This window comes from Pseudoalteromonas sp. NZS100_1 (genome assembly GCF_015864285.1).
In the GTDB taxonomy this organism is placed as follows: domain Bacteria; phylum Pseudomonadota; class Gammaproteobacteria; order Enterobacterales; family Alteromonadaceae; genus Pseudoalteromonas; species Pseudoalteromonas arctica.
In genome coordinates this window covers 1-12572 of record NZ_JADYXN010000012.1, presented here as the reverse complement: position 1 = coordinate 12572, position 12572 = coordinate 1, and the positions used below count along the sequence as shown (strand labels likewise).

The window sequence follows — 12572 nt, the reverse complement described above, 5'->3', positions numbered from 1 at the left end:
CGAATAAAAAAGCCGCAGCACTCAAAGAGCACCACGGCTTTCAACCAGAATAAATTTTGCTTAATTAAGCGCTATAAAGCACTTTCGAGCTGTGGCAGTACTTCAAATAAGTCAGCCACTAACCCGTAATCTGCAACTTGAAAAATAGGTGCGTCAGGGTCTTTATTAATCGCGACAATTACTTTTGAGTCTTTCATACCGGCTAAATGCTGAATAGCACCGCTAATCCCTACTGCAATGTATAAATTAGGCGCTACAATTTTACCTGTTTGCCCTACTTGCATATCGTTAGGTACAAAGCCTGCGTCAACTGCTGCGCGCGACGCACCAATGGCTGCTCCCAATTTGTCGGCAATACCATTAAGTAGTGCAAAGTTTTCACCGTTTTGCATACCGCGACCACCCGATATAACCACAGTGGCAGCCGTAAGTTCAGGTCGTTCAGACTCTGTTTGTTCAACACTTACAAAGCTACTTAATTGCGAATCAGACACTGTATCAATGCTTGTTATAGCAGCAGCTGATTGCTCACCTTGTAAATCAAAGCTACTGGCACGTACGGTAATTACTTTTTTACTGTCGAGTGATTTAACCGTGGCGATTGCATTACCTGCATAAATTGGACGTTTAAATGTATCGGCGTCCACTACTGCGATAATTTCAGAAATTTGCGCAACATCTAATAACGCAGCAACACGTGGCATAAAGTTTTTGCCTGTTGTCGTTGCACTTGCAACAATGTGGCTGTAGGTGTCGCTAAGCGATAAAACTAAATCGGTCATGCTCTCAGCTAACTGATGTTCATAAACACTATTATCGGCAACTAAAACATTAGCTACGCCATCAATGCTGGCCACTTGTGAGCTCATTGCGCTTAGGCTGTTCCCTGCAATAAGCACATCAACAGGAAAACCTATTTTTACTGCAGCGTTAATCGTTTTTGAGGTTTCTGGTTTTAAGGCACCGTTGTCGTGCTCTGCAATTACGAGTGTTTTCATTTAAATCACCTTTGCCTCTGTTTTTAATTTTTCTACAAGCTGTGCAACGTCTTCAACAATAATTCCTGCGGTACGTTTAGCTGGCTCTTCTACACTTATTAATTGAATACGCGGTGTTAAATCAACACCAAGCGAATCAGCTGCTATTACTTCAAGCGGCTTACGTTTGGCTTTCATAATATTTGGCAGTGATGCGTAACGAGGCTCGTTTAAGCGTAAATCAGTTGTAACAACCGCCGGTAAATTAAGTGCTACCGTTTGCAGGCCCCCATCAACTTCGCGGGTCACGTTTACTTTGCCATTTTCAATAACAACCTTGGATGCAAATGTACCCTGCCCACGATTAGTAAGCGCAGCAAGCATTTGACCTGTTTGATTATTATCTGAATCGATTGACTGTTTACCTAAAATTATAAGTTCAGGAGACTCTTGCTCAACAATTTTAGCCAAGAGCTTTGCAATATGGAGTGACTCGAGCTTTTCATCGGTTTCGATGTGAATGGCTTTGTCGGCGCCAAGTGCTAATGCGGTGCGTAATTGCTCTTGCGATGCTTTTGGACCAATAGTAACGGCAACAACTTCGCTTGCGGTGCCTGCTTCTTTAAGGCGGATTGCTTCTTCTATGGCAATTTCACAAAACGGATTCATTGCCATTTTTACGTTAGTTAAATCAACGTCACTTTTATCACTTTTAACGCGTGCTTTTACGTTGTAATCAATCACTCTTTTTATTGGTACGAGAACTTTCATAGGAACTCCATAATTATTTAAACCTACAAGGTAACGTGCACGTCAACTTATTTATTTTATGAAATTAGACTACTTCCTGTTGACGTAAACGTCAACCTAAAATAACCTTTAACTATTCACAGTCTGTAACGTTTAATTTGCAAGGTTAGTAATAGGCTGTACACCTTATTTAAATGTGTAGTAAACATTCAAATAAGTCCGTCATAGATAAAGAGGTTATTATGGTCGAACGTGAAACCATGGAATTTGATGTAGTTATTGTTGGTGCAGGCCCTGCAGGGCTTTCAAGTGCAATTAAACTCGCGCAATTAGCACAAGAAAAACAACAAGAGTGCATGATCTGCGTCGTCGAAAAAGGCTCTGAAGTGGGCGCACATGTACTCTCTGGCGCGGTTTTTGAAACCAAAGCTTTGGATGAATTACTACCAAATTGGCAAGAACTAGGCGCCCCTGTTACGACAAAAGTAACTAACGATGAAATTTATTGGTTTAATAACGAACAAAAAGCGACATCAATCCCCCACTTTGCAACGCCTAAAACATTTCATAATGACGGTAACTACATTGTGTCTATGGGTAACGTATGTCGATGGCTTGCTGAGCAAGCAGAAGCGTTAGGCGTAGAGATATTTCCAGGATTTAGTGCTCACTCTTTAATAATTGAAGATAAAGCAGTGAAAGGCATTATTACTGGCGATATGGGAGTCGATAAAGACGGTAATGAAAAAGATGGTTACATGCCCGGCATGGAGCTTCGTGCAAAATACACTATTTTTGCAGAAGGCTGCCGAGGTCATTTAGGTAAGCAGCTAATTAATGAGTTTGCACTTGATGCAGATTCATCGCCGCAGCATTACGGTTTAGGCTTTAAAGAAATTTGGCAAATAGATGAAAGTAAACATGAGCTAGGTAAAGTTGTTCATGGTACAGGTTGGCCACTAAGTGGTGACACGAATGGTGGTGCATTTATGTATCACAGCGAAAATAACCAAATAGTTGTTGGTTTAATTGTTGATTTAAATTACTCAAATCCGCATTTAAGTCCATTTGATGAATTTCAGCGCATGAAGCATCACCCTGTATTTAAAAGCGTACTTGAAGGCGGTGAACGTATTGCTTACGGCGCACGTGCTATTGCTAAAGGTGGCTTGCATTCATTACCAAAAATGCATTTTGCGGGTGGCTTAATTGTTGGTTGTGATGCAGGCACACTTAACTTTGCAAAAATCAAAGGTAATCACACTGCAATGAAATCGGGAATGATTGCCGCTGAGGTTATTTTTGAAGCATTGCAAAATGAGTTGGCAAATACCGATTTAACTCATTATCAAACTGCGTTTGAGAAATCGTGGGCATATAAAGAGTTATATCAATCTCGTAACTTTGGCCCTGCAATGCACAAACTCGGTAAGTTTATAGGGGGTGCGTATAACACGCTTGATCAAAACATTTTTAATGGTGGTTTACCCTTTACGTTTAAAGATAATACGCCCGATCATTCAACCCTTGTTGATGCTAACGCCGCTGACAAAATAGCGTACCCAAAGCCAGATGGACACCTTAGCTTTGATAAACTCTCAAGTGTGTTTTTATCAAATACTAACCACGAAGAATCACAGCCTTGTCATTTAAAGCTCAAAGATGCGTCAATTCCTATTAACGTAAACCTAGTTAAATTTGATGAACCCGCACAACGTTATTGCCCAGCAGGCGTTTACGAAGTACAAGAAATAGGAGGCAATAAAGAGTTTGTTATTAACGCCCAAAACTGTGTGCACTGTAAAACCTGCGATATTAAAGACCCAAGCCAAAACATTACTTGGGTAACCCCAGAAGGTGCTGGTGGGCCAAACTACCCTAATATGTAACTAAATTATGCGTTATATACACATATAATCACTTTTTTTACATATAAATTATAAACATATCCTAAATTGCAGGGGCTTCGGCCCCTTTTTTACGTTATGCTAATAGTAGTTTTAATAATAAGAGTGTTATCTATGCCGTCGTCAAAAGTTGTTTTTCGTTTTTTAGCAGAGCCTACCGATGTTAATTTTGGTGGTAAAGTTCATGGTGGGGCCGTCATGAAATGGATTGACCAAGCAGGCTATGCATGTGCTGCGGGTTGGAGTGGTCACTACTGCGTAACGGTTTCAGTTGCGGGTGTTAAATTTAGACGCCCAATTCTAGTAGGTCAAATAGTCGAAGTAGAAGCTAAAATTGCCCATACGGGTAGAAGTAGTATGCAAATATTTATACAAGTGCGTTGTGGCGATCCAAAAACACAAAATATGGTTGAAACAAATCATTGTGTTATCAGCTTTATTGCTATGGATGAAACGGGCTACCCAATAGAAGTGCCTTCGTTTAAAGCTGTAACAGAAGAAGATATTAAATTAGAAAATTACGCTATAAAAATGAAAGAAATAGCAATTGAAACAGAAAACTTGCTTCATACAGTGTAATTACTAGTTTAAATAAAGTCAGGCTATGTAAAAAACTCATTATACTTTGTAAAAGATACAACTTATTTTAGAGTACTCAATTACACAAAAGTTCACTTTGATTATAAAACACGCTAAACACCGTAAAAACCAATACAAAAGAATTAATTAAGGCGTGTTTTTAATTCATTTTAATATTGGCACGCTCGCTGCAAGTAGATAATTGAAGTTTGATTAATGAAATCAAGCATTTGATTATTTTTTGTAAAGGAGCTATTCAATGATTAAAACACTTTCTCTTTCAGCTATTGCACTAGCAACACTGGGTTTTAACTCTGCAGCACACGCTGACATTTCTGATTTCGATTCTCCACGTATTTATACTGGTATCGGTTACGGTCAATATTCTTTTGAATTTGAAGACAGTGACAACGACACTGACTTTGACGACGATGCACAAATGCTTAAGGGTTACGTTGGTGCACAATTTAACGAGTACTTAAGCTTAGAGCTTGCTTATCAAAACTTTGATGAAGTAAGTGATATAGACAGCAATGCTGAAATTGATGGCGTATCGCTTGCCGCACGTTTGGGCTACCCTATAACAGAAAGCTTTTCTGTGTATGCAAAAGGCGGTTGGCTTGAATGGGATGCAGATTACACACAAGATTTACCAGTAGGTGGCGTATCAGCGTCTACAGATGGTGGTGATGCATTTTACGGCGCTGGTATTGAATACGCGCTTACAACAAATGTACAGTTTCGTTTAGAGTACGAACGCTATAAACTTGATGACGATATTGACCCAGATATGGATGTAGCGTCTGTATCAGTTCAATACATGTTTTAATTAGTCTTTAGCATGTATAAAAGGTAAGCCCAAGGGCTTACCTTTTTTGTTTTAGGCTCTTTTTAAATATATTAATATAAACCAATCAGTCTAATAAAAAACTTTAAACCGTTTGCTCTATAATGCCAAGTGCATTAAATAGGTGTTCTATTATAGCACTAAGAAAATAGCGCAATAACAAGGCAAAATTATAATATATAGTTGTTATCACTAATTGCTCCCTGCATTGTTCTACCTCCTGCATCCATACAGTCAACTAAGAATAATTTTTAACAAAGTAAGTGCGCTATTTAATGCAGTAGAATAATCATATTTTTAATAAAATTGGTATACGCAATAAACTTGCTTACATTAATGCCATAAATGCTAAATGCGGGTAGAATAGCGCTCTATTTTATTTGTACCCGAGTACTATGAGCGATTACACCATTTCGGCTATTGGCCACATTCAATCTCCTTATAAACAAAAGTTTGCTATACCTAGGCAACCACGTTTAGTGCCACAAGCTAAAGCAAAGCTTATATTTGCCCCCGATTTTAATCGCGAAGAGTTTGTACGTGGTTTAGATGAATTTACTCATATTTGGTTGTTATTTCGTTTTCATGGAACAGCTGATAAAGGTTATTCTGCTATGGTGCGCCCGCCTCGTTTGGGTGGCAATGAGCGAAAAGGTGTATTTGCGACCCGTGCTACATTCAGACCAAACGCAATTGGAATGAGCGCCGTAAAACTTGAAGGTATTGAATATAAAAACGGACAACTTAGCTTATTACTCGCTGGCATTGATTTACTTGATGGCACACCGATTATTGACATAAAACCGTATTTGCCGTATTCAGACTCTATGCCGGATGCTAGTGCTGGCTTTGCTGACACGCGCCCTGAAACACAAATGACGGTTGAATTTAGCCCTCAGGCAATTGAGTTTGTTAATGCCCAAACACAATACCCAGACTTACATGATTTTATAGCCAATGTTTTAAAACAAGATCCTCGCCCTGCTTATAAAAAACAAAAAGAAGAAATGCAAAGCTACGGGATGACTCTCTATGACTTTAATATTCGCTGGCAGGTTAATGATGCACATAACTTAGTAACAAGCATAGAAAAAAACTAAATAACTCACTTAGCGCTTTAGTGTAAAAGCATCCGCTGGTAAACTTAAGCTCTATTAAAAGAATATAATTACTCTATTTCGGAAAAAACATGCGTACAAGCCAATATATACTCGCAACACTTAAAGAAACGCCATCAGATGCTGAAATCGTATCGCATCAGTTAATGCTTAGAGCCGGTATGATCCGTCGCGTCGCTTCGGGTTTATACACTTGGTTACCCTCTGGTTTACGCGTGCTACGTAAAGTAGAAAACATTGTACGTGAAGAGATGGACAAAGCGGGTGCAATTGAAATGCTAATGCCTGTTATTCAACCTGCTGATTTGTGGGAAGAGTCTGGCCGTTGGAATGAATTTGGTCCTGAGCTTATGCGCTTTACAGACCGTCATAACCGTACGTTTGCACTTGGCCCAACACACGAAGAAGTAATAACTGATTTCGTACGTAAAGAAATAAGCAGCTACAAGCAATTACCAGTTACTTTATACCAAGTACAAACTAAAGTACGCGACGAACGTCGTCCTCGCTTTGGTGTAATGCGTGCTCGTGAGTTTACAATGAAAGATGCCTACTCTTTTCACTTAAGTGAAGAGTGTTTAGATGCGACTTATCAAGCGATGCACAAAGCATATTGTAATATTTTTGAGCGTTTAGGCCTTGATTACCGCCCTGTTATAGCCGATACAGGCTCTATTGGTGGTAGCGTATCGCACGAGTTTCATGTACTTGCTGAGTCGGGCGAAGATGCAATCGCGTTTAGTGATGGCAGTGATTACGCCGCTAATATTGAAAAAGCAGAAGCACTGGCACCAAGCGAGCCTCGCCCTGAAGCATCAAAAGAGCTTAAAGCGTTTCCAACTCCTGACGCTAAAACGATTAACGAGCTTAAAAAACACTACGGTGTTAAGCCACATCGCGGTGTTAAAACGTTAATTGTTTATGGTACGCCTGATGAAAACGAAGTACGCGGTTTAGTAGCTTTAGTACTGCGTGGCGATCACGAATTAAATGAACTAAAAGCTGAAAAGCACCCATTAGTAGACTCTCCGCTTGAAATGGCAACAGAGGCAGATATTGTTGCTGCTATTGGCGCAAAACCTGGCTCATTAGGTCCTGTCGGCTTATCAATGCCTATTATTGTTGATAGAGCAGCTAACATACTTGCTGATTTTGTTGCCGGTGCAAATAAAGACGACGAGCATTACAGCGGTATTAACTGGGATCGTGACGTAACTGATTACGAAGTTGCTGATATTCGTAATATTGTTGAAGGCGATATGAGCCCATGTGGCCAAGGCGTTTTACAAATTAAACGTGGTATTGAAGTAGGTCATATTTTTCAACTTGGCACTAAATACTCAGAAGCGATGAAAGCGGGTGTATTAAACGAAGGTGGTAAAAACCAAACCATGACTATGGGTTGTTACGGTATTGGTGTTTCACGTATTGTTGCTGCTGCTATTGAGCAGAACAACGATCAATACGGGATCATTTGGCCAAAATCAATCGCGCCATTCGATTTAGCAATTGTTCCAATGAACATGCACAAATCGCATCGTATTCCTGATATTGCAAATAACCTTTACCAAGGTTTAAAAGATGCAGGTCTTGATGTGTTATTTGATGACCGTAAAGAGCGCCCTGGTGTTATGTTTAACGATATGGAACTCATTGGTGTGCCATTTACGCTAGTAATTGGTGAGCGTAACCTTGACGAAAACAAAATTGAGCTTAAAAACCGCCGTACAGGTGAAAAGCTAATGATTGATATCGATACAGCAATTGATGCAATTAAAGCAGCCGTTAAAGGTTAAGCTAAAAATACTTATAAGTAATTTTAAAACCGCTTTTTAAAAGCGGTTTTTTTATATCTAAATTTTACATGTGTCATTTAGCTTTAGTATTACTGTCGTATAATTGTCATTTTTATTCCCTAAAGTATTTAACCTGAACTCTGGATAATAAATCTATCTCGAGCAGCTATTTTCAGCGCTAACTGCGTTGAATTTACTTGCAATAGGCTCGCTATTGACGCGTAAATTCGCCTTGTTTTCACTGAAAATCTCTGGCTAGAGAAAATAAATTTAAATATCACCATGATTCAATACCTTAGTAAATCTCTTAACCAGAGTTCAGGTTATTTAACTATTACACTCGATACTTTAGGGAATGAAAATGAGTAATGGCGCAAACACTAAGAAGCAACACTACCCTGCTATTTGGATATCTGATGTTCATTTAGGTTACAAAGACTGTAAAGCAGATTACTTACTCGATTTTTTAAACTCGGTAGAATCCGACACACTTTATTTAGTGGGTGATATTATTGATTTATGGTCAATGAAACGTCAGTTTTATTGGCACCCTTCGCATTATCAAGTATTAAACTCTATACAAAAAAAAGCAGCTAGCGGTACACGCGTCATTTATATTCCCGGTAATCATGACGAAACGTTTAGAAACTATATAAATCAAACGTTATTTGGTATTGAAATCCACCAGCAATTTATTCACACCACTAAAGCTAATAAACGTTTTTTACTCGTACACGGTGATGACTTTGATTCCGCGACACGCTATAACAAACTTATTAGTATCGCAGGTGATGCAGGGTACGACTTTTTATTATTTTTAAACCGCTGGACCAATCGTATTCGAAAGCTATTTGGTGGTAATTACTACTCGCTTGCATCATGGATAAAAGCTCGCGTACACAAAGCACGTGAAGCAATTAAAGCCTTCGAAGATGCCGCAATTCATGAAGCTAAAAAGCAAAACGTAGACGGTATTATTTGTGGACACATTCATCATCCCAAAATAAAAGTAGATGACGGAATTATGTATTGTAACGATGGAGACTGGATTGAGAGTTGTACGGCGCTGGTAGAGCAGCAAGATGGAAAAATTGAATTACTACATTGGTCAGACACACAAACCGTACTCGATAGCGCCGACATAACAAGGTTAAATATATCAACGGATGCTAAACCAAAAAAATCAGCTGCATAAGCAGCTGATTCTCATCTAATAACGATTAACTTAGCCAGGTGATTAACTTATCTTTCAGCGTTCTTGGTTTGATTGGTTTAGTAATATAGTCGTTCATGCCTGCAGTTAAACAACGTTCTCTATCACCTTCCATTGCGCTTGCTGTCATAGCAATAATAGGTATGTAAGTGTAGTCTACCCCGGCCTTACTATTTCTGATTTCACTTGTTGTATCGTAGCCATTTAAATTAGGCATTTGGCAATCCATTAAAATAACATCAAAAGCTTGCTCTGTGTTTTCTCTCAATGCTTCTAATGCTTCTACACCGTCTGATGCACAGGTGATTTTTACTTTAGTGCGTTTTAAAATCGCCTTAGCAACTTCAATATTAATCATATTATCGTCTACTAATAATATATGATAAGCAGACAAATCAGGCTCTACTTGTTCTTCTGTTAAGCCTTTTGGTGGCGCTATAATACAATCATTACTGGCACCAAATAAGCTGGCTAACTTATAGCTAAATTGATCTTGGGTAAGCGGTTTATTTAGAATGTGGCTACCCTCAGGTAATATCATTTTAGTCGGTTTATCGGTCACCATGTCGCGTAAAATTAAGACGTACTTTTTATTAAACTGCTTACAGTAATCAATTAACGCATCAATTTGAGGATGCTCATCGTCAATCAATAATAAGTCAGCTTCAAACTCTTTATGCTCACTAAAGTAGTCGAGTCTTACAATGTTTTCTGCATTTACTTTACAGGTTAGTAGCAATAAATCGCACACGTTTTTATAAACGTTATCGCGCGCTATTAATGCCGCTACGTTAATACTTGTAGCAAGCTCAATACCTGTGTTTAATTTTTTCTCTTGTGCTACATGTAGCTCAACTGTTGCGGTAAAGGTACTACCAGCACCCTTTTCACTTATAACCGTAATATTACCACCCATTAACTGAGCAAGTTTTTTACATATAGATAAGCCTAAGCCTGTACCACCAAAATGGCGGGTTGTACTTGAATCTTCTTGTGTAAACACTTCAAATAGTTTGTCTATGTTCTCTGGCGCTATACCAATTCCCGTGTCTTTTATTGTAAAGCTCATTAATAACTTTGAGTCGGTAATGTACTTAGAGCCGACAGTTAAACTTACTTCACCTCGGTGAGTAAATTTAAATGCATTATTAACTAAGTTAATTAAAATTTGTTTAAGTCGATGGCTGTCGCCAATAACCATTCTATCTACTACATCTTTTGTATCTAAAAACACTTCAAGACCTTTGCGCTGGCCCTGTAACGCTAAAGAGCTAATCATATCGCTACATACTGTAACAACATCAAATGTATGATTATCAATATCAAGCTTACCCGCTTCTATTTTAGAAAAATCGAGAATATCGTTAATCAAATTCATCAGAGAGTTAGCACTACTATTAGCTAATTTTAAGTAATGGTATTGTTGTTCACTTAAGCCATCTTCTTTGAGCATTTCAAGCATACCCAAAACGCCATTCATCGGTGTGCGTATTTCGTGAGATATATTTGCTACAAAGTCACTTTTTGCTTGGCTCGCTGCTAATGCTTGATCAATTGCTCGCTCTAGCTCAACAGTCCTTTGTGATACTTTTAGCTCTAAAGTACTGTTTAAGCCTTCAAGCTCTGATTGAGTATTTTTTAATGAGCTAATATTTCTTAAAATAGCCGCTACCTGATAACGGTTATTGTAGACATCAAAAATACTACTGAGTGTAATTGAAAAGTATTGTTTGTTGCCATAACCATCTGTGTAGATAGCTTCAAACGGCATTTTTGATCCGTTTGAAATAGTCTCTTCTATACAGTTATTATCGGCTTCATTTAAGTTAAATAAAGAAACAAAGTCAGGGCTAGTGCCTGAGATTGAATTACAGAAAACCTCTTTAGCTGTATTATTAAAGTGAACAATTTCGCCGTTTTGCTCAATTGTAAAAATAGCATCCAAAGAATTTTCTATTACTTTATTGTTTTGCTCTTTTAGAGAATTAATTAACAACTTACGGTTTATAAAACGTTGGTATAAAAAGGCAATAACTAAAAATACGCTAAAGAATACCACTAGCATTGCAATAAAGTTTTGACGCCTTTCGTTCACCTTTGCAAACAACGTTTTAGTATCAACACTTACACCAAGCTCTAAAGGTAACATCGCAATATCACCATCAAACGAAATACGTTTTTTTAACGTGTAAGCAATTGGGTAATTACTTAGCGGTAAAGTGCCTTGCTCTGCCATTGTGCTTGCAGTGGAAAATTCTTCAGTCCATGTTTTTGCTTTATTAAATTCAAAACCGAAGCGTAATTGAGAGTTTGGATGATATAAAAATTCACCTTCATTATTCATTAGGTAAATTTGTGTTCCTTGTGGAGATTCAACCGTTAAACTTTTTATTAATTTATCAGCAAAGTAGTTAGTGACTAATATTGCAAAAATTTTATTTTTTTCATCAAAAACAGGCTTAGCTACACGAAAAGTACTTATATAAGGTTCTTGTATCTGCCCATTTTCACGGTTGTAGTTAATTGGAGAAATATAAACACTTTTATTATCGAGCATACTCGCTTTTATCATGTAATCGCGTTGGCCTTTCTTTTGTAATTGCAGACCTTGCAGTCGATTAATTTCTCCGAGTTGGTTTCTATCAACCCTGACAACTTCTTGCCCACCATCTGCGAGAATAATATAGCGAGCCTGAAGTATGCTGTCGTCTGTGCGCATAAAACCACTAAAAATACTCGCTAAGCGCTCTTCCCAAACGTCGATGTGCGTGCCTAACAAGGGATCTATTTTCTTGTTTTCAGTGGCGCGAGTAATGCCTTTAATCGGGGGCGTTGCGTCTAAAAAGCGAATAGCGGTAACACTATCTTTAAGATGGTTTTTTAGTGAAAGGCTTTTTGTTTCAAGCTCACGTTTTAATTCTATTTGGGCTGAATTATAAACATCACTTCTTACTTTTTGGTCAAACAAATACAGAGATGGTAAAGCTATAAGAACAAATATTATTGTTGCAACGAGCATTAGTCTATTATTTTTTGTCACATTCAAAAAATTATTCTTTTTCAACATTTACCTTCACCATAAATTTTTATTGTTATTAGTATAGAGCATTAACGAAAGAATTGGACCACCTAACTAATCGGTTATCGTTATAATTTTTATAATAAAAAGACTAAATCATTAGTTTTATTTAGAGCACTCTCTCTATATGAATTATAAATGAATGAGAGTACCCATATCGACTCACGCAGCTTATAAAATAGTTTTTTCAAGCAATCATTCCTTTAAAATATAAAAGGTAGCCAATGCTTAATGCCAGTCAGTTAAGCTGACTGGCATTTTTCTTTTTATGGGGATACTTAGATGGTTTTGGCTTAACCCATCGGG

General features: G+C 38.0%; 9 protein-coding genes. 6 read left to right on the top strand and 3 right to left on the bottom strand.

Annotated elements, in window-relative coordinates; translation table 11 throughout:
• Positions 1 to 71 precede the first annotated feature (71 nt).
• Positions 72 to 998, bottom strand: coding sequence for an electron transfer flavoprotein subunit alpha/FixB family protein (locus I6F66_RS09910; RefSeq protein WP_024589219.1), 927 nt, complete (start codon positions 996 to 998; stop codon positions 72 to 74).
• Positions 999 to 1748: an electron transfer flavoprotein subunit beta/FixA family protein gene (locus I6F66_RS09905; RefSeq protein WP_197209188.1), complete on the bottom strand. Its 750-nt coding sequence runs from the start codon at positions 1746 to 1748 to the stop codon at positions 999 to 1001. It abuts the gene before it with no gap.
• Between the two features lie 221 nt (positions 1749 to 1969).
• Between I6F66_RS09905 and I6F66_RS09900 the strand changes: the two genes are divergently transcribed.
• The 6 genes from I6F66_RS09900 to I6F66_RS09875 all read left to right on the top strand — a co-directional run bounded on the left by I6F66_RS09900 (position 1970) and on the right by I6F66_RS09875 (position 9169).
• Positions 1970 to 3616, top strand: coding sequence for an electron transfer flavoprotein-ubiquinone oxidoreductase (locus I6F66_RS09900; RefSeq protein ID WP_197209187.1), 1647 nt, complete (start codon positions 1970 to 1972; stop codon positions 3614 to 3616).
• A gap of 132 nt (positions 3617 to 3748) precedes the next feature.
• Entirely contained in the window at positions 3749 to 4213 is a 465-nt protein-coding gene (locus I6F66_RS09895) for an acyl-CoA thioesterase (RefSeq protein ID WP_007586808.1), read from the top strand.
• Positions 4214 to 4472: 259 nt separating this feature from the next.
• Positions 4473 to 5042 (top strand): outer membrane beta-barrel protein, encoded by a 570-nt coding sequence (locus tag I6F66_RS09890; RefSeq protein WP_197209186.1) that lies wholly within the window; start codon positions 4473 to 4475, stop codon positions 5040 to 5042.
• A gap of 413 nt (positions 5043 to 5455) precedes the next feature.
• Positions 5456 to 6160, top strand: coding sequence for a tRNA (N6-threonylcarbamoyladenosine(37)-N6)-methyltransferase TrmO (tsaA, locus tag I6F66_RS09885; RefSeq protein ID WP_165741930.1), 705 nt, complete (start codon positions 5456 to 5458; stop codon positions 6158 to 6160).
• An 89-nt stretch (positions 6161 to 6249) separates the two neighbouring features.
• Positions 6250 to 7974, top strand: coding sequence for a proline--tRNA ligase (locus I6F66_RS09880; RefSeq protein ID WP_165741928.1), 1725 nt, complete (start codon positions 6250 to 6252; stop codon positions 7972 to 7974).
• A 361-nt stretch (positions 7975 to 8335) separates the two neighbouring features.
• Positions 8336 to 9169 carry a UDP-2,3-diacylglucosamine diphosphatase gene (locus I6F66_RS09875; protein ID WP_165741799.1) on the top strand — a complete coding sequence of 278 codons (834 nt, stop codon included), beginning with the start codon at positions 8336 to 8338 and terminating at the stop codon, positions 9167 to 9169.
• Positions 9170 to 9194: 25 nt separating this feature from the next.
• Here I6F66_RS09875 and I6F66_RS09870 read toward each other — a convergent pair whose 3' ends face one another.
• On the bottom strand, positions 9195 to 12254 hold the full coding sequence (locus I6F66_RS09870; protein WP_197209185.1) for an ATP-binding protein: 3060 nt from the start codon (positions 12252 to 12254) through the stop codon (positions 9195 to 9197).
• Between the last annotated feature and the right edge of the window lie 318 nt (positions 12255 to 12572).

Coding starts and splice junctions, on each gene's coding strand:
- I6F66_RS09910 (WP_024589219.1), bottom strand. CDS start 998: ATGAAAACACTCGTAATTGCAGAGCACGACAACGGTGCCTTAAAACCA.
- I6F66_RS09905 (WP_197209188.1), bottom strand. CDS start 1,748: ATGAAAGTTCTCGTACCAATAAAAAGAGTGATTGATTACAACGTAAAA.
- I6F66_RS09900 (WP_197209187.1), top strand. CDS start 1,970: ATGGTCGAACGTGAAACCATGGAATTTGATGTAGTTATTGTTGGTGCA.
- I6F66_RS09895 (WP_007586808.1), top strand. CDS start 3,749: ATGCCGTCGTCAAAAGTTGTTTTTCGTTTTTTAGCAGAGCCTACCGAT.
- I6F66_RS09890 (WP_197209186.1), top strand. CDS start 4,473: ATGATTAAAACACTTTCTCTTTCAGCTATTGCACTAGCAACACTGGGT.
- tsaA (WP_165741930.1), top strand. CDS start 5,456: ATGAGCGATTACACCATTTCGGCTATTGGCCACATTCAATCTCCTTAT.
- I6F66_RS09880 (WP_165741928.1), top strand. CDS start 6,250: ATGCGTACAAGCCAATATATACTCGCAACACTTAAAGAAACGCCATCA.
- I6F66_RS09875 (WP_165741799.1), top strand. CDS start 8,336: ATGAGTAATGGCGCAAACACTAAGAAGCAACACTACCCTGCTATTTGG.
- I6F66_RS09870 (WP_197209185.1), bottom strand. CDS start 12,254: ATGTTGAAAAAGAATAATTTTTTGAATGTGACAAAAAATAATAGACTA.